Here is an 18,190-nt window from a genome sequence, read left to right on the forward strand (position 1 = left end):
CCTCACGGCCCGGTCTGCGCCTCGTACGGTTCGCACAGGGCCAGGTGGTCGACGTGGCCGTGCCGGCCGAAGTAACCCTCGCCGACGGTGGTCTGGGTCCCCGGGGCGAGTGCGTGGCACAGGCCGGTCGCGCCGTCCTGGTAGACCACCTGGACCTGGTGGGCGGTGGCGCAGTCGTTGGAGGCGGTGACGTAGCGCCAGCTCTCGTACAGGGCGACGCAGGAGGGGGCCGGCGGTGCCGTGGGCAGGGGCGCGGCGGAGGCCGGGGCCGCGGAGAGGAGCGGGAGGCCGCACAGGGCCACGGTGGAGGCAGCGGCCGTGAGGGCGCGGATGCGGTGCGTCCGGGTGAGCATGGATGACCTCGCAGTCGGGGCGTCGGCTGACTTCGGAACGCAAGGGGCGTGCGTTCGAGAAGTGAACCTCGCAGGCGTACGGCATCCACGGCAAGGACGGCGGCCGGTTCGGGACAGAACAGTCCTTGCAGCAGGGGAGGGCTCCCGCCTGGGCGGTTCGTCTCCGGACGGGTCACTGCGCCCAAGCCATTGTTCAACTATTGCAATCACCGCAGGGCCGCCCTCTGGCATGTAGCCAGGTGGCGGCCCTGCGCCGGTGTTCGCGTCGTCCACCTCTTGCAAGCGGACCCGGCGTCGGATTGTCGCGGTTACCTGCCCTCGCGGGGCATGACCACCGCGGACAGCACGGCGGGCACGGCCCCGACCAGGAGCATGACCACGGACCAGGACGTGGCCGCGAGGATCCCGGGGATGACGAGCGGAGTGAGGAAGGCACCGGCGAACACCATCGTGTTCTCCAGCCCGAGGGCCGTCCCGGAGCGCTCCTTGCCCGCCATGATCGCGATCTCGGCGTAGTGCACGCCGTGCCACCCGCAGGAGAGCAGACCGGCCACCACCATCAGCGCGGCCGCGATCCACGCGGGCCCGGGCCCGCACAGCGCGAGTCCGACGAAGCAGGCGGCGATGACCCAGCTGTAGACGATGACGATGCCACGACGGTGCCGGCCGCCCCGGCTGTCCGTCCAACGCCCGCTCCACACCCGGGAGACGGCGCCCAGCGCCTGGACGGCGAACAGCAGGCCGGAGATGGCGGTGAGGCCGATGCCGTGCTCCCGGTGCAGGTAGATCGCGGCGAACGACAGGACGGTGAACTGCGGGAAGTCGAGCAGGAAGGCGCTCAGCGAGATCCGCCAGATCTTCCAGCGGCGCAGCGGGCTGACGGTGGTGTTCCGGTGCCCCGCGGACGGCAGCGGCGGCTCGTCCAGCCAGCACACGATGGCGACGGTGGCGGCGAGCGCGAACGCGGTCAGGAAGCCGAACACGCCCCGGAAGCCGACGCTCAGGGCGAGGGCGGGCAGGGCGAGCGCACCGATCGCACCGCCGAGGGGGACGGCCGCGACCCGCAGACTGATGGCGAAGCCGTGGTTGCCCGGCGGGAACCAGCCCAGGACGGCCCGGCCGGAGGCGCTGTTCACGCAGCCGCCGAGCGCGCCGGCGAGCAGCAGGACGGCGGACAGCAGCCAGGACGGCGGGGTGTACCCACCCGTGGGCACGAGGAACGCGGTGGCGGCGGCGAGGCTCACGGTGGTGCCCGCCAGGCCGGTGACCAGCACGGCCCGCTCGCCGAACCGGTCGGTGAGCAGCCCCCAGACGATCTCGGTGACCGCCGCCCCACAGGTCAAGGCGGCCAGGACGACGCCGAGTTGGCCGGTGGAGTAGTGGTAGTCGGACTGGAGAACCGCGCTGGCCATGGGGATCCCCTGGAAAGCCGCGCTGAAGGCCGCCTGGGCGATGATGCCGATGCCGAGGATGCCCCACTTGTAGTGGGGGGAGTGGGTCTTGCCCGACCTGCCGACGGGGAGCGGGACCGCCGCGCGGGCGACCGGTGCCGTCGTGATCTGCTGGGACATGGTCTTGGGGCGCTTTCTGCTCAAGGGTGTGCGGAGGGGGGAACGGGGGCCCGCGAGGGGCGGCTCAGGAGGTGGCGACCGGTGCGCCGTCCAAGGCGAGTCCGGTGTCGGGGAGTTCGCCCGGCAGCAGGGGCTCGGTGCGCTTCTCCCGGATCACCAGCAGGGTGCAGCCGTGCTGGCTGCTGACCCGGTGCACGCTGCCCGGCTTCTCCAGGACGAGGCAGCCGGGGCCGTAGACGTCCCCGTTGTCGTTGCGCAGTTCGCCGTCCACGACGACGATCAGCTCGTAGCCGAGGTGGCGGTGGAGGTCTCCGTGCGCGCCGGCGCCGAAGCGCGCGAGGTAGGCCTCGGCGCCGTCGGGGCCGGTCTCCTCCGCGGTGTAGAGCCAGTGCACGTCGACCGCCTGGCGGCCGGGCTGGACGTAGGCCTGCCAGGTGAGCCGGTCGAGGGCCGTGCCGTTCAGGAGGTCGCGGACGACCAGGACGTCACGGCGCCGGGGCGTGGGGGCGGTCACGGTCATGGGGCTGCCTTTCGGCTCGGAGGGCGCAGCGGGCGCAGAGAGCGCAGCGGGCGCGGAGGGTTCGGGCTGCTCGGCGTGCGGGGCGTGCTCGAAGTGCGGTGAGGGAGCGTCGTGTTCTGCGTGGAGGCGGCCGGGTGCGGGGCCTGCTCCGGTGGTGCGCAGGTCCGCGCCGACCTCCGAGCGGCGGATCTTGCCCGACGTGGTGCGGGGCAGCACGTCGGTGAAGGAGACGCTGTGCACGCGCAGGGCGCGGGTGACGTGGAGGTCGACGTGGTCCAGGAGGTCCGCCTGCGTGGCGTCGGCGCCGGGCTCGCGTTCGACCACGGCGTGCGCGGCGAGCGTCAGCGTGGGGTGCGGCACGGGAACCACGGCGGCCGCACGGACGGCCGGGTGGGTGCGCAGGATCGCCTCGAGCTCGTACGGGGACACCCGGTGCCCGCCCGACTTGAACACGTCGTCGCTGCGTCCCAACAGCCGTACGTACCCGTCGGACGCGAGGACGGCCGAGTCGCCCGTCGCGTACCGGTCGGTGCCGAGGACCTGCCGGGTGCGCCCGGGGTCGTCGTCGTAGCCGGCCATCAACCCGACGGGCGCGTCGGCGAGTTCGACGTACAGCTGCTCGTCGCGGACGCTGAGGTCCCAGCCGGGCAGCGGCTTTCCGAGCCAGCCCGGCTTGTGCGGCAGTCCCGGGGTGGTGCCGACGAGCGCCGTCGTCTCGGTCTGCCCGTACCCCTCGCGGACGGTCACGCCCCACTCGGCCGCGATGACCTCGCTGACGTGCTGGGCGAGCGGTTCGCCCGCGGTGGTGGCCTCGCGCAGCCGGGGCTGGGCGGTCGAGGCGTGCGCGGCGAGCCGCGTCCACTGGGCCGGGGGAGCGCACAGGCTGGTGATGCCGCGTTCCTCGAGGAGCCGCGGCAGGTGCCCGGAGTCGACGGGCTCGGCCGGCGGGACGATCAGGGTCGCCTCGGCGGTGAAGGGCACGAAGAAGCTGGACCAGGAGTGCTTGGCCCAGCCGGGCTCCGAGACGTTGACGTGCCGGTCGCCGGGGATCAGGCCGTTGAAGTACATCGAGGACAGGTGTCCCACCGGGTACGACGCGTGGGTGTGGACGACCAGCTTCGGCGCCGAGGTGGTGCCGGAGGTGAAGTAGGCGAACGCCGTGTCCGAGGCGGGGGTCGGGCCGGTCGGCAGGTAGGAGGCGGAGACCTGGTAGGAGTCGTCGTAGGCGTGCCAGCCGGCGACGGGCGCGCCGACCGCGATGCGCGTCAGCGGGGTGTGCGGGCCGGGTGCGTGCGGGGGCACGAGGGGCGCGAGCTCGCTGCGGCAGATCACGTGGCGGACCCGGCCCCGCCCGATCCGGTCGGCGGCTTCGGAGCGGGTCAGGGAGGTGTACGTGGGGATGGCCACGGCGCCGGTCTTGAGGCACGCGAGGAGCGTCTCCCACAGCTCGACCTGGGCGCCGAGCACGATGAGCACGCGGTCGCCGCGCCGGACGCCGGTGCGGGTGAGCCAGTGGGCGAGCTGGTCGGAGCGGGTGGCCAGGTCCTGGTAGGAGATGCGCTGGTCCCGGCCGTCGGGCCCGATCAGTTCGAGGGCGGTGCGCCGGTTGTCCCGGGCGATCACGTCGAACCACTCCAGCGCCCAGTTGAAGTGGGTCATGCGGGGCCAGGTGAAGGCCCGGCGGGCGGCCTCGTGGTCGGCGCGCAGGTCCAGCAAGAGGTCCCGGCCGCGCCGGAACGCGGCGTGGGCAGGGGTACGGCGGTGGGTCCAGTGGGCAGCGGCGGGGCCGTGCTCGGAGCGGGCCGGGTCGCGGTGGTCTCGGGCCGTCGTCATGCGCGGGCTCCTTCCAGCGTCCGGGCGGTGGCCGGCCGGGGGAGCGCCGCGAGCGCGTCCCGGGCGATGGCGTCGGCGTCGCCGGTGAAGTCGGTCCAGGGACCGGGCCGCGCGGACCCCACCTGCATGAACCAGCGCTGTCCCTCGGAGGGGATGCCCAGGACGTACACCCCGTCGGCGGGTGTGCCCGCCGCGGTCACGGGCCTATACGGCACGGTCGTCGTGGCCACGCCCCCGGTGAGCGGACCGCCGTCGCCCCGGTGGTTGGTCCAGGGTGTCCACAGGCCGGTGGCGCGCAGGTGCCGGGTGAGCGGCGCCGTGTCGCGGTCGAGGTCGGGTGCGGGGATGCGGGCGTCGACGAGGGCCTCGCAGTGGTGCAGGGAGCCGTCGACCTGACGGGAGCGGACGGTGAAGTGACCGCCCTCCTCGTCGGCGGCGAACTCGGCCGACGGGCCGACGACCCGCAGGACGCCCGCGTCGAGCAGGGCGCGGGTCTGGCGCAGCCGCTGCGCGGGCGGACCCGCGGCCAGGAAGGAGCTGAGCGGCGCGAACCAGCCGAGGAAGTCGTCCCGGTGCGACGCGGCGGTCAGCCCGTCGAAGTCGACTGCGCGCCGGATGGTGCCCCGGACGTCGCGCAGGACGTCCAGCGCCGCCTTGCGGGGCCCGTCGTGGTTGCCCAGACCGGCGTGGCGCAGGTCGTCGTCGATCACCTCCCGCAGCGCGGCGTGGAACGCGGCCGGGCCGGCGAAACCGCGGCCGGCGAAGGGACGCGCCAGGGCGTCGACGTCCAGCGGCGGCAGACCGTCGACGCCGAGCCGCGCGGCCGCGGTGCGGACCACCTCGTCGGCCGCTTCGGCCGCCCCGGCCTCGACCAGGGAGGTGGCGCGGGCCAGGAACTCCTGCTCCGCGCGGTCCCCGAGCCGGGCGCGCACCTCGGTCCCGTAGTAGACCAGGTGCATCTCGGCGTGCAGCCACGGCCAGACCTGTGTACGGAAGTCGAGGGGACGGCCGGGGGCGCGCAGGGCCGCGATCCGCTGCGGGGTGAACAGCCGCGCCGGGTAACGCCACAGCGGACCCTTCTGGTTGCGGCCACGGGCAGGCAGCGGCACCCCGGACCGTGAGCCGGCCACCAGGACGGGTTCGAGGCCGGAGGGCAGGTACCGCAGCGTGCCGTCCTGGCCCTCGCGGAACCGGCCGCCGCGCCCGGAGGTCAGGGCGGCGACGACGTCGTAGAACGTCAGCCCCATGCCGAGCACCGCCACGTGGCTGCCGGGCGCGATGCGCTCCAGCGGCATGTCGGCGGCGCTGTCGCCTCGGACGTACTCCCGTCGCGGGTCGCGCGCGGCGAAGTCCGCGAAGCGGGCCTGGTCCGGCGACAGTTCGGTCAGCGGGTGGCCGGTGGCCAGGACGACCCGGTCGGCGTCGATCAGTTCACCGTCGGCGCAGCGCAACTGCCATGCGGCGCCGTTGCGTTGCATCGCGGTGACGTGTCCGGTGTGCCGGCGCAGCGTCGCACCGGCGGGGAGGGAGTCCTGCACCGCCTGGAGGAAGAACCCGAGGTACGCGCCGTACAGGGCGCGGGGCGCGTAGGCGTTGGGGCCCGGGTAGCAGGGGTCCTCGGTGGCGGCCCACCACTGGGCCAGCGTCGGGCCCGCCCCGGCCCGGGCGGGACCGTCGTCGGCGGGACCGGAGAACATGGTCACCTCGCCGCAGGCGGTGTTCATCAGGAAGACGGGGTTCTGGTCGCTGCGCCAGACGCGGCCGGCGCCGACCTCGTCCTTGTCGATGAGGACGATCTCCACCGCACGGTCCGGTGCCTCGTCCCGCAGCCGGGCCACGAGGCGTTCGACGACGGCGAGACCGCGCGGGCCGGAGCCGACGACCGCGACCCGGTGCGGGGCGGTGACCCGTGCGCGAGTGCGGGTGAGGAGCTCCGCCGACCGGTCGTGGGCGTCGGCGGTGAAGCGCAGCATGCTCAGCAGCCGACTGGAGGTGACCACGTGGTGGGTGCCCTTCGGGGCGGGCAGGGGCATGGCGCCGGTGGCGGCCCAGACGAGCCGGCCGTCGTCACCGATCGCGCCCCGTGCCGCGCCCGCGTTGTCGCGGTGCAGGCAGAACGGCACGTCGAGCGTGCCGTCGGCGAAGGCGGCGCGCAGGCCCGTGCCGATGTCGGAGCCGTGGTCGAGCACGGCGGTGATGAGCCGCAGCGCCTCGCTGTAGACCGTCTCGTAGTCGGCCTGGCGGGCCCACGGCAGGGGGCAGTCGTCGCGCAGGGCCTCGCGGGACACCCGGGCCGCCCGCTCCAGCGCCGCGATGTTCTCGGCGACGGTGGGGATGCGGTGGGCCTCGGCGACCGTCTTGACGATCAGCCGCTGTGCGCCGCCGCGCACGGCGAGCTGCGCCGAGGAGTCCAGGAGCAGTTCCGCCCCGGCCTCGGTGGCGGGGTAGACCCCCATGTAGGTGTACAGCACGACGTGCCGTGCGACGTGGGTCGGCAGGAAGAGCTCCGCGAGGTGGTGCAGGGCGGCCAGCGCCTCGACGTCCTGGACCGCGTTGGTCTGCTGGGCGTACGACAGCGAGACGGAGGTGATCCCGTTGCGGGCGAAGAACATCGCCTCCAGCACGCTGATCGCCACCAGCAGCGAGGGCGGGCACATCTGGCCGAGCATGCAGCCGCCGAAGGTCTCCAGGTGGGCCCGCAGACCCTGGTCGGCGGCCCGGTCGGCGAGCTGCTGGGTCGCGTCGGTCCAGGCGGGCACCGCCTCGGCGAGCGGGAGCCGGGAGTAGGGCAGGCAGTAGGAGACGGGGCCGCCCTCCGAGGCGGACAGGCCCGCCGCCACCATCGCGTCGAAGATGTGGGCGGGCCGCGCGGAGCCGTGCCGCACCTGGACCGGGATGCCGTCGGCGGCGCGGGCGACCTCGGCGGTCAGCCGCGGCCCGTGGTTGACGAGCGGGAACCCGTTCAGCGCGCGGCCCGCCGCCAGGGCCGCCTCCGCGCCGGCGATGTCCTCGACCCGGGTGTAGGAGTCGATGGTGAGGGTGGCGAGCGTCCTGGCACGGGCGGCCGCGACGGCCGCCAGGCCGTCGGCCATGCTCCGCGGGTCCGACATGCCCATCCGGGGCTGTACGACCAACTGGCCGGTGCGAGCCGCCTGTTCCACGTAGGTCTGCATGTCGGGGGTGGCCGCGGACGCGGCGGGGGCGCTGCCGGACGCGGCGCGGACGCCCTGGGAAGGCACGGAGGCGCCCTGGGCGCGTATGCCGCTCATGCGGCGACTCCGGTGATCCCGGGGCGCTGTCCCGTCATCCGCCGCAGCGCGGTGCCGAACTCGGCCGGGTCCGCGCCGTCCGTGAAGACGGCGTCGAAGCCCTCCGCGACCAGCTCGTCGGCGAGGTGGGGCTGGGCCGCCCCCTGGATGCCCAGCTTGCCGCCGATCATGACCGGAACCGAGGCCAGGGACGGGTCGCCGTCCGCGCGCAGCGTCCTGATGAGCCGGCGGCCGTCGATGTGGCCGTGCCCGTTCACCGAGGAGATGACGACGGCGTCGGGCCGCTGGACGCGTACCTGCTCGACCAGTTCGGCGTCGGGCACGCACGGGCCGAGGTTGACCACCTCGTAGCCGCGCTCTTCCAGCAGCAGTTGGAGGAACACCAGGTTCCAGGTGTGGGAGTCGGACGAGACCGTCGAGAGCAGGATGCGTTTCGCTCTGGACTGGATGGGACGCACGAGGAAGACCTCCTGTCGAGGGTCCGCGGTCTGCCGCGGCACATCGAAGATCTCTGGTTCCGGGGTCGCGGCCCAGACCGATTCGGCAGTCGTGAACCGCGGTTCGGGGATGCCGTACCGGCCCGGTCCGCGGGCCGTCCGGCGCACTAGGCTCGGAGCGTGTCCGGCCGGGGCGGCGCCGACGGCTCCGCCGGTTCCCCGTCGGGGGAGCGGCGTCCGCAGACGGCCACACCGGCGATGACCAGCAGCGCGCCGCAGCACTGCGGGAGCGTCAGCGCCTGGCCGAGCCACAGGTAGGCGACGACGCTGGTGGCGACGATCTCGAAGGTGCCGAGCATGCTCACGCGCGTCGGCCCTAGGCAGCGTCTTGTCGATCACGTCTGGAGCCAGATGAGTGTGCTGGCCAGGGTGATGGCGGCGAGGTAGCGGCCGGGCTGTTTCTCGTAGCGGGTGGCGATGCCGCGCCACTGCTTGAGGCGGTGGAAGCAGCGCTCAACGACGTTGCGGCGCCGGTAGACGGCTCGGTCGAAGCCACAGGGCCGTTCGCGGCGACGGCGTCGGCCCGCGAGCTGGTCGACGCGTTCGGGGATGGTCGCTTTGATGCCGCGTCTGCGCAGGTAGGCGCGGAAGGTCCGGGCCGAGTAGCCCTTGTCGGCAACCACCCGCTCCGGGCGGACGCGAGGCCGTCCCGGCCCGGGCCGGGTGACGCGGATCTTGTCGATGACCGTCTCGGCCTGGGTGCAGTCGTTGCGGGTGCCGGCTGTGACCGTGAACGCCAGGGGGCGGCCCCGCCCGTCGCAGGCCAGGTGGATCTTGGTGGTCAGCCCGCCTCGGGAGCGTCCGAGGCCGCGTTCCTCGAGCCCCCTTTGGCCGCGGTGTGCTGATGGGCCCGCACGATCGTGGAGTCCAGCGCGACCAGCCAGTCCACCTCCGCCCGCTGCCGGGCCGCGGCCAGAAGCCGGTCGAAGGTTCCGTCGGCAGCCCAGCGGGCGAAACGTCCGTGCACGGTCTGCCAGGGCCCGAACCGCTCCGGCAGATCCCTCCAGGGCACCCCGGTACGGAACTTGAACACAATGCCCTCCAGCACCTGGCGGTGATCCCGCCACCTGCCCCGGGCACGACCCGCAGGCGGCAACAACGGCTCGATCACCGCCCACGCGGCGTCAGTCATCTCCCCATCCCTCACGACCAGCCCAACGATCGGATGATCGGAAAGACACCCCCTAGGACGCGTACCGCACTCAGCACGAGCGCGAAGGGAGCGGCCATGCCGAGGACACCGATCAGGACGAGCGGCACGAGGGCGCGCGGCTCCCACGCGCTGCTCCCGATGCGCCACGGAGGCTGCACGCAGCACCACGCGAGGGCGGCGACGAGCGAGCCGTACAGGGTGGAGGTGCCGGCCGGCACGGCACCGCCGAGGGAGCGCCCGCACACGAGGTACAGGATGTAGGAGGCGGCGGTGGCCAGCCCGAAGACGAGACCGAGGGGGTCGAGGTGGCTCAGCTGCGCACCGCCCACCCCGACCATCAGGACGACACCGCCGAGCGTGAGGGGCAGGGCCACCAGGACGCTGGTGGGCGGGCGTCCGCGCCGGCGCACGGCGTCGGCGGCGGTCAGCCAGGCGGCGGCGCTGTACTGCAGCACCAGCGCGATGGCCAGCGGCAGCCGGGCTATCGCCATCGAGTAGCAGTAGATGAGCGCGGCCAGGGCCAGACCGAAGACCGCCACCCGCGGCAGGCTGCGCCACGGCAGGCGCAGCAGGTCGCGGCGGGCGAGGCACAGGCCGGCGAACAGGCTCAGGAAACCGAACAGCATGCGGAACTCGGTCACGGTGACCGCGCTGACGCCCCGGTCGATGACGTGGCGCGAGGCGGTGCCGCTCAGGCCGAAGAGCACACACGCGGTGACGACCATGAGACAGCCGGAGGCGCCGGACCGGCGGGGCTGGGCGTCCAAAGGGTCGGCGTCGAGGGTGCCTTGCGCGTCCAGGAAGTCGGCGTCGGGGGAGTCCGCGCCGGAAGTTTCCCGCCTCAACTCACGGTACCGGTCGTGACGTACTCGGGACGCGGCCGGGCGGAGGGGAGGTCCCGCGGCGCGGTGGGCGGCAGGGGCTGCGGTGGGCGCAGCCGTTGCAGGTGCGGGACCACGTGCGCGGGAGTGACCTCGGCGTTCCAGATCAGTTCGGTCATCACCGGGGACAGCGTCGGCAGCGGCAGCTCCACCAACTGCCCCGACTGCAGCTGCGGTCCGACCGCGACGGCCGGCACCACGCCCACGCCCATGCCGCCCAGCACCGACGACTTGACCCCGTCCACGCTGCCCACCTGCTGGACCCGGACGCGCCCCAGGCGGGGGAGAGCCTGCCGCTCGGCGATGTCGCGGTAGACGCAGCCCGGTGCGGTGACCAGCAGCCGCTGGGGACGGGCCACCTGTTCGGGCGCGCCGACCACGACGACCTGGTCGGTCCACAGGTGTCGGCGGTCGCCCTCCCCGGCCGGCCGGTCGGCCGGGGGCACGGTCGACGGGTGCGCCGGGGGAACGGTGGCCGAGTTGACGAGGGCGGCGGACAGCTCGCCCCGGCCGACTTGGTCCCGCAGCTCGGCCACCGAGCCGACGAACACCTGCGTCTCCAGGTGGGGCATGAGCCGGCGCAGGGTGCGCAGGAAGCCGGGCAGCCGGTAGGTGCACAGCGACGCCGTCGCGCCGATGCTCAGGCTGCCGGGGCGGTCCTCCGCCGCGGCGGCCACCGCCGCCTGCGCCTGCGCCAGTTTGTCGAGGATGTCGGTGGCGTACTCGAGGAAGCGGGCGCCCGCCTTGGTGAGCCGGTTCACGGCCGCCCCCCGCTCCAGCAGTGAGGCACCCAGGGCCCGTTCGAGCCCCTGTAAGTGGCTGGTGACGGTCGATCGCGCGTAGCCGAGCCGGTCCGCGGCCTCGGCGAGTGTGTTGCTCCGGGCCACGGTCACGAACGTTTCCAGTCGTTGGACGTCCACGGTGCGGTCTCCTTCCGGTCGGTCCCCCGGGGGCGTTGTGCCGACCCGTCCGCCTCGAAACGAGGATGTTGAGCCAAGATTAGATCAAACCTCAATCATGTACTCAAGTGCATCAAAGTCCCACCCGGGGAACGTGGGCAAAGATTTACTTAACTCGGAAGACAAAGTTGGTCCCGAGTGTATGTTTGTATCCGACTGCAGCGAGTGGGCCGCGCCCTCCGCTGCGCAGACACGGGGGAGGCCGGTCTCCTCCATGCCCGACAGAAGGGGGAAAGCCGTGCGCGCTTCGCGTACGACCGAACGAACCGCGGTGGCCGTGGTGGGGATGGGCTGCGCATTCCCGGGAGCGAACGGCCCGCAGGAGTTCTGGGACCGGCTCGTGTCCGGGACCGACAGCGTGACCGTCGTGCCGGCCGACCGGTTCGACATCACCGAGCACTGCTCGGTCGACCGGCGGGAACCGGGCCGGACCGTTTCCCGCCACGGTGGGTTCCTCACCGACGCGTACGGGTTCGACGCCGGCTTCTTCGGCATCTCACCCGCGGAGGCCGCCGACATGGATCCCCAGCAGCGCCTGGTGCTGCAGGTCGCGTGGGAGTCGCTCGAGGACGCGGGCCTGAGGCCGTCGGCCCTCGCCGGCTCGCGCACCGGTGTGTTCGTCGGCCAGGCCACCGCCGACTACGACGAGGTCCACCAGCCCCGCGACGGACGCACCACCGTACGGGGGGCCGCGGGCCGGAGGTTACGGGCCGTCACCGCGGGCCGCGTCTCCTACGCGCTCGACCTCCGCGGCCCGAGCGTCGTCCTGGACACCGCCTGCTCGTCGTCCCTGGTCGCCGTCCACGCCGCACGGCAGAGCCTGCTCACCGGGGAGAGCGACCTGGCCCTCGCGGGCGGCGTCAACGTCATCCTCTCGCCGCGGGACGCCCTCGTGTACTCGCAGAGCGGCATGCTCTCGGCGGACGGGCGGTGCAAGTTCGGCGACGCCTCGGGGGACGGCTTCGTCCGCAGTGAGGGCGTCGGCCTGGTGGTGCTCAAGCGGCTGTCCGACGCCCTGCGCGACGGCGACCCGGTGCGCGCGCTCCTGCTGGGCACCGCCGTCGGCAACGACGGCAGGGGCAGCGGGCTGCTGCTCAAGCCCGCCGAGTCCGGCCAGGTCGCCGCGATCGAGGAGGCCTGCGCGGCGGCGGGCATCTCGCCCGCGCAGGTCGACTACGTGGAGGCGCACGGCACCGGCACGCCGGTCGGCGACGGTGTCGAACTGGCCGCGCTCGCCTCGGTCAACCACGACCGGGACGCCGCCCGCCCGCTACGCGTCGGGTCGGTGAAGACGAACATCGGCCACCCGGAGGCCGCCGCCGGGGTGGCCGGGCTGATCAAGGCGGTGCTGATGGCCGAGCACGGCGTCATCCCCGCGTCCCTGCACTGCGCCGACCCCCACCCGCTGCTCGCCACGGGAGCGCTCCCGCTCCGGCTGGTCACCGAGAACGAGCCCCTGACCAGGAACGGCGACCGCGCCCACCTCGGCGTCAGCTCCCTCGGCCTGTCCGGCACCAACGCCCATGCGATCGTGGGCGAGTTCACCGGGGTCGCCGCGTGCCGCGGGTTCGCCGAGGCCGCCGAGGTGGCCGAGTCCACGGGCTCCACCGAGCGCCCCGAGCGGCGGCCGCTGCTCGTCCTGTCCGCCCGCACGCCCGCGTCCCTGCGCGGCCTGGCCCGCGCCTACGCCTCCCACCTGCGCGACCGGGGACGCGGCACCCCCCTGGCCGACCTGTGCGCGGCCGCCGCCCTGCGCCGGGACCACCACCCCTTCCGCCTGTGGGTGACGGCCGCGACGCACGAGGAGCTGGCCGACCGGCTGCTGGCCCTGGCGCGAGGTGAGGAGATCGCCGACGGAGGCACCGGGGAAGCGGGCTTCGGCGCGGACCGGCGCACCGCGCTGGTGTTCCCCGGCCAGGGCTCCCAGTGGCAGGGCATGGGGCGCGGTCTGCTGGCCGCGTCCCCCGCCTTCCGCCAGGCGCTCGCCCGGTGCGCGGAGGCCGTGCACGCGGAACTGGGCTGGTCCCCGCTGGAGTTGCTGACCGACGACCGCGCCGAGCTCCCCGACGACGTACAGACGGTGCAGCCCCTGCTGTGGGCCGTGGAGGTGGCGCTCGCCGCCGCCCTGCGGGAGGCGGGGCTGTCGCCCGACCTGTGCATCGGCCACAGCATGGGGGAAGCGGCCGCCGCCCACGTCAGCGGCGCCCTCACCCTGCGCGACGCGGCAGCGGTGATCTGCCGCCGCAGCCGGCTCATGAGCCGGGTCGCCGGGCGCGGAGGCATGCTGCTCGTCGGCCTGTCCGCGGAAGAGGCCCAGCAGGTCGTCACCGACGCCCACCCCGGCGTCCGCGTCGCGGCGGAGAACGCGCCGCGGTCGACCGTACTGGCCGGCCCGTCCGAGGAACTGACGCGTCTGACGGGTGTGTGGGAACGGCAGGGCGTGGTCTGCCACCCGGTCCGCGTCGACGTGCCCTCCCACTCGCCGGTCATGGAGGAGGTCCGCCAGGACCTGCTGGACTCGCTCGCCGACCTCAGCCCCGTACGGCCCGGGCTGCCCATGATCTCCACCGTGCGCGGGCACGACCGGGTCGGCACCGACGGCGGCTCCGTACCCGACGCCGCCTACTGGGCGGAGAACCTGTGCGGCCCCGTGCACTTCACGCGCGCCGTCAGGGCGGCGGCGAAGGCGGACGACACCGTCTTCGTCGAGGTCAGCCCGCACCCCCTGCTGTCGGGCGGCATCAGGGACACGCTCCGCGCCGACGGAGCGAGCGGTGCCGTCGTGCCGACCCTGCGCCGGGGCCAGGACGAGCCGGAGGCGCTGGCCCGCACCGTCGGACAGGCCTACGCGGCGGGCGCGAGCGTGGACTGGACCCGCTGGTTCGACCGGGCGACGACCCCGGGCGTGCGCCTGCCCACCTACGTCTGGGACACGCGCGACTACCTCCCGGCCACCTCGGCGCACCGGCCTCCCGCACCCGGGTCCGAGGTCCGCACGCATACCGTCCCCCTCGCCGACCGCGCGGCCGTCGCCGGCTGGCGTGACGCCCTCACCGTGCGGGGGAGCACGCCCGTTCCGGCCGTCGTCCACCTCCTGGCCGCGATCGACGCGGTACGGGACGCCTGCGGCGACGCGACTCCGGTCCTGCGCGACGTACGGCTGTCCCCGCACGTCCTGGACGCCCGCGACGCCGCCGCCACGGCGCTCACGGTCGAGGTCGGCGCGCCCGGCCCCGACGGCACCCGTCCGGTGTCGGTCACCTCCACCCGTGCGGGCGAGACCGTCCCGCACGCCGACGGCCGGGCCACGACGGGCGGCGCCGCCGAGGGCGCCGACGCGACCGCCCTGCTCGCCCTGCTGGACGCGGCGTTGGCCCGCTGCACCACGTACCTGCCGCGCCACCGCTTCGAGGCACTGGCCGCACGGCACGGCCTCACCATCGGGTCCGCTCTGAGGTCGGTGGAGCAACTGTGGTGCGGGGACGGCGAGTTCGTCGCGCGCGTCCGGCGCCCCTCGCTGCCGGGTCCGGCGGCCTGGGAAGCGGGACTGCTCCCGCTCCTCTCCACCTGGCCCGAGGCGCCCGGCTCCGGCTCCGCCCGCCGGGCCGCGGAGCCGGACACCCGAGTCCGACACCTCTACGTCCCCGAGGCGTTCGGCGAGGTCCGTGTCCTCGGCGACCTGCCCGAGAACTTCTGGAGCGTCGGCACCTGCGCGCCGAACGGCCCGGACTCCGCCCTCGCCGAGGTCCGGATGTACACGCCGGACGGGCGCGAGCTGGCCTCCTTCACCGGCATACGACTGCGGCGGCTCCCCGCGGACCCGGTCCCGGTGCCAAGTCCCGCGCTGCCCTCCGCCGGGGCGGTGGCGGGCTGGCTCACCGAGCGGCTCCTGCCGCCCGTGGTCTCCCGGACCCTGCACGGCATCGGCTCCGCCCTGCTGGGCGCGGTCTCTTCGCGGAACGACGACCCGGCGGAGGCCGGGGAACGCCCCTCGACGGCAGCCACCCCCTTCACCGTCGCGGAGCCTCCTCAGCCGGCAGGCACGGACCGGACCGAGGCCGGCGCGGGGCCCGGACCCCAGCAGGCGCTGCTCGACCGCGCCGCCGACCTCCTCGGGCTGCCCGCGTCCCAGGTGGACGTCCGCCGCCCGCTGACCGCGCTCGGGCTGGATTCCCTGATGGCCGCGCACCTGCGGCAGCGGCTGCTCGCCGAGCACGGCATCGACGTCCCCGTGGGGCGGCTCCTGTCGCCGCTGCCGATCGCGGACCTCCTGACCGGTTCCGCCGCGGCGTGACGCAGGGCGGGACGGGGCGGCCGGCGCGCCGACGTGGTCCGTCGGCCGCCCTGTCACGTGCGGTGTTCAATAAAAGGGTGACTGTAAACCATCAATGAACTGTGGTATAAGAATGTGTAGGGCCGGGGCCCGAGCGGCCGGCGACCGGTGAGTGCGAGAACGCAGGGGAGTCCACCCGACATGTCACTGCCGACTCAGGCGCGCATCTGCTGTACTCGGCCGCGACGCACGTCTCCGTCCTGTTACTGATCCGGCGCGTGCAGGAGGAAGAGATGGACACGTCCCCACCCGAGAACCAGGCACAGCCCCTGGGGCGCCGCGAGCGGAACAAGATCAAGATAAAGGAGCGCCTCTACACCGCGGCACTGGAACTCTTCGCGGAGCGGGGGTACGAGCAGACGTCCGTCGACGAGATCGCCGAACGCGCCGACGTGGCCCGCGGCACCTTCTTCAACCACTTCCAGCGCAAGGAAGACCTCATCAGCACCTGGGGCGAGCGGCGCAGGGAGCGGTTGGTCGCCATCATGGCGGACGCGTTCCCCGAGCGGATCGGTGCCGCGGACCGGCTGCGCCGCTGCATCACGATCCTGGGCCGGATCAACGAGGAGGAGCACGAGCGCGCCGCCGCGATGCTGATCGCCTGGGTGAAGGCCGGCCGGCCGCTCATGGAGGAACCGTACGTCGCCGGGCTGTTCGCGGAGGTCATCGAAGAGGGCCGGGACAGCGGGGAGTTCCGCGAGGACGTCCTCCCGGAGCAGGTGGGGAACGTGCTGCGGGACATCTACCTGGGCGCGCTGTACCGCTGGTTCCGTGAGGCGGACGCCGAGCCCAACGGCCGGCTCGAACAAGAGCTCCAGCAGGCCCTGGAGTTGCTGCTGAGCGGCATCACCGTCCGGGGCTGACGGGCGTCCGCGGGCGGGGGAGCCGTCCGGTGCGCGGCCGGTGTCAGGGGGACGCCAGGTCGCGCTCGTACCAGGTGCCGGTCCTGCCGCCGAGTGCGTCCGGGCCGGCCGGACCCACCGCGGTGAGACCGGCCTTGGCCACCACCCTCCGGGACGCGGGGTTCGTGTCGGCGACGGCCGCCCGCAGCCTGCGCAGCCCGTGCCGCGAGGCCGCCAGCCGGCACAACTCCCGCACCGCCGCGGTCGCCACGCCGCGGCCGGCGACGTGCTGCGCGACCCGGTAGCCCACGTCGGCGCCGCCGTCCTCGAGGTCGTACAGGTTGAACCGGCCCAGGACCGCACCGTTCTCGTCGAGGAGCAGGTAGAAGGCGCAGACGCCGGCCTCCTGTTCGGCCAGCAGCGCGCGGAACCGCTCGGCGAACGCGTCGAACCAGGCGTCCCCGCGGTCGGAGACCGACGCGGCGAAGTAGGCGCGGTTCGCGCGCTCGAACGCGAGGACCGCCGGGGCGTGACCGGCGGCCAACGGCATCAGTTCGGGCATGCCCCGACCCTACGCCGCGCCTGCCGCGACGGCATGGCCTGAATGCGCCGCCCCGTGTGCCCGGCCAGGAGTCAACCCGCGCTAGGTATGGACCAGTTGACCCCGTCGGCGTAACCTCCGGCCTGGAGTTGAGAGCGCTCTCACCGTCAGTGCGCCGGCCGTCCCCGGCCGGCGTGCGCCCCCCCACGCGAACGGAAGGAAGCACTCCATGCGTCCCCTACGACCGCGCGCCGTCGCCGCCGTGCTGATCGCCCTCGGAGCCGGCGCCGCCGTCCTCTCCCCGACCGCCCAGGCCGCCCCGGCCGCACCCGCCGACACCCGGGCCGCCACCGCACCGTCCCCCGGCCTGCTGCAGGCCATGCAGCGCGACCTGCACCTCACCAAGGGCGAGGCCGAGCACCGCCTGCTCGCCGAACGGCGGGCGACCGCCCTGGACCAGCGCGTCAGGAGCCTGGCCGGCAGCTCCTACGCGGGCAGCTGGTTCGACGCGTCGACGGGCAGGATCACCGTCGCCTCCACCGATCCGTCCCTCACCGGCGGACTGCGGGCGGCGGGCGCCGACGTGCGCCGGGCCGACTACTCCGCCGCCCAGTTGGACGCCACCAAGAAGCACCTCGACGCCGCCTCCGCGCCCCCGGGCGTCGCCGCCTGGCGCGTGGACCCGCGGGCCAACCGCGTGGTGGTGGACGTCGTGGCGGGCCAGCGGACGGACAACGATGTCAGGGCGTTCGTCGCCAAGGCCCTGAAGTCCGGCCCGGTGCAGGTCCGCGAAGTGCGGGCCGCCCCGCGCACGTTCGCGGCCGGAACGGTCGGCGGCGACCCGTACTACACCGGCAACGTGCGCTGCTCCATCGGCTTCTCGGTGCAGGGCGGGTTCGTCTCGGCCGGCCACTGCGGACAGCCCGGCGCCGGGGTGAGCGGCTGGGACCACAGCTACATCGGCACCTTCCAGGGCTCCTCCTTCCCGGACAACGACTACTCCTGGGTCAGCGTGGGCAGCGGCTGGTGGACCGTCCCGGTGGTCCTCGGCTGGGGCACCGTGCCCGACCAGTTGGTGCGCGGGTCCAACGTGGCCCCCGTCGGGGCGTCGATCTGCCGCTCCGGTTCCACGACCCACTGGCACTGCGGAACGGTGCTCGCGCAGAACGAGACGGTCAACTACAGCCAGGGCGCCGTCCACCAGCTCACCAAGACCAACGTCTGCGCCGAACCGGGTGACTCCGGCGGCTCGTTCATCTCCGGCGACCAGGCACAGGGCGTCACCTCCGGCGGCTGGGGCAACTGCAGCAGCGGCGGGGAGACCTGGTTCCAGCCGATCAACGAGATCCTGAACCGCTACGGCCTGCGCCTGCACACGGCGTGACCCCGGCAGGGGGCCGGCGCGCACACGCCGGCCCCCCGTCGTCAGTCGCCGGGC

12 protein-coding genes and 1 pseudogene are annotated in these 18,190 nt (G+C 74.0%); 3 read left to right on the forward strand and 10 right to left on the reverse strand.

Annotated features, from left to right (window positions below):
• Nucleotides 1-2: 2 nt before the first annotated feature.
• The 9 genes and pseudogenes from E4U91_RS38295 to E4U91_RS34230 all read right to left on the reverse strand — a co-directional run bounded on the left by E4U91_RS38295 (nt 3) and on the right by E4U91_RS34230 (nt 10,997).
• A complete protein-coding gene (locus tag E4U91_RS38295; RefSeq protein ID WP_168218221.1) occupies nt 3-353 on the reverse strand; it encodes a hypothetical protein in 351 nt (116 codons plus the stop codon).
• Between the two features lie 308 nt (nt 354-661).
• Complete coding sequence (locus tag E4U91_RS34195; RefSeq protein WP_137310386.1) at nt 662-1,924, reverse strand: MFS transporter; 1,263 nt, start codon at nt 1,922-1,924, stop codon at nt 662-664.
• Between the two features lie 64 nt (nt 1,925-1,988).
• Nucleotides 1,989-4,277 (reverse strand): AMP-binding protein, encoded by a 2,289-nt coding sequence (locus tag E4U91_RS34200; RefSeq protein ID WP_137310387.1) that lies wholly within the window; start codon nt 4,275-4,277, stop codon nt 1,989-1,991.
• Nucleotides 4,274-7,546 carry an FAD/NAD(P)-binding protein gene (locus tag E4U91_RS34205; RefSeq protein ID WP_241678782.1) on the reverse strand — a complete coding sequence of 1,091 codons (3,273 nt, stop codon included), beginning with the start codon at nt 7,544-7,546 and terminating at the stop codon, nt 4,274-4,276. Before E4U91_RS34205 ends, E4U91_RS34200 begins: the two co-directional genes overlap by 4 nt.
• Complete coding sequence (locus E4U91_RS34210) at nt 7,543-8,004, reverse strand: cobalamin B12-binding domain-containing protein (RefSeq protein WP_137310388.1); 462 nt, start codon at nt 8,002-8,004, stop codon at nt 7,543-7,545. The genes E4U91_RS34205 and E4U91_RS34210 overlap by 4 nt, the downstream gene beginning before the upstream one ends.
• 146 nt (nt 8,005-8,150) lie before the next feature.
• Complete coding sequence (locus tag E4U91_RS34215) at nt 8,151-8,348, reverse strand: hypothetical protein (RefSeq protein WP_137310389.1); 198 nt, start codon at nt 8,346-8,348, stop codon at nt 8,151-8,153.
• 30 nt (nt 8,349-8,378) lie between these two features.
• Nucleotides 8,379-9,175: pseudogene (locus tag E4U91_RS34220) on the reverse strand (IS5 family transposase).
• Between the two features lie 11 nt (nt 9,176-9,186).
• On the reverse strand, nt 9,187-10,041 hold the full coding sequence (locus E4U91_RS34225) for an EamA family transporter (protein ID WP_137310390.1): 855 nt from the start codon (nt 10,039-10,041) through the stop codon (nt 9,187-9,189).
• Nucleotides 10,038-10,997: a LysR family transcriptional regulator gene (locus tag E4U91_RS34230; protein ID WP_137310391.1), complete on the reverse strand. Its 960-nt coding sequence runs from the start codon at nt 10,995-10,997 to the stop codon at nt 10,038-10,040. The genes E4U91_RS34225 and E4U91_RS34230 overlap by 4 nt, the downstream gene beginning before the upstream one ends.
• A gap of 277 nt (nt 10,998-11,274) precedes the next feature.
• Between E4U91_RS34230 and E4U91_RS34235 the strand changes: the two genes are divergently transcribed.
• The gene (locus E4U91_RS34235; protein ID WP_168218222.1) at nt 11,275-15,330 is read left to right on the forward strand and encodes a type I polyketide synthase; all 4,056 of its coding nucleotides are present in this window, start codon (nt 11,275-11,277) and stop codon (nt 15,328-15,330) included.
• A 272-nt stretch (nt 15,331-15,602) separates the two neighbouring features.
• Nucleotides 15,603-16,232 carry a TetR/AcrR family transcriptional regulator gene (locus E4U91_RS34240; protein ID WP_137310393.1) on the forward strand — a complete coding sequence of 210 codons (630 nt, stop codon included), beginning with the start codon at nt 15,603-15,605 and terminating at the stop codon, nt 16,230-16,232.
• Nucleotides 16,233-16,275: 43 nt separating this feature from the next.
• Here E4U91_RS34240 and E4U91_RS34245 read toward each other — a convergent pair whose 3' ends face one another.
• A complete protein-coding gene (locus E4U91_RS34245; RefSeq protein ID WP_137310394.1) occupies nt 16,276-16,773 on the reverse strand; it encodes a GNAT family N-acetyltransferase in 498 nt (165 codons plus the stop codon).
• Nucleotides 16,774-16,981: 208 nt separating this feature from the next.
• On the opposite strand from E4U91_RS34245, the gene E4U91_RS34250 reads away from it, so the two are divergent.
• Nucleotides 16,982-18,136 carry a S1 family peptidase gene (locus tag E4U91_RS34250; RefSeq protein ID WP_137310395.1) on the forward strand — a complete coding sequence of 385 codons (1,155 nt, stop codon included), beginning with the start codon at nt 16,982-16,984 and terminating at the stop codon, nt 18,134-18,136.
• Nucleotides 18,137-18,190: the final 54 nt, after the last annotated feature.

Origin of the sequence: Streptomyces lasalocidi (assembly GCF_005280215.1) — a bacterium.
Classification (GTDB): Bacteria; Actinomycetota; Actinomycetes; order Streptomycetales; family Streptomycetaceae; genus Streptomyces; species Streptomyces longwoodensis.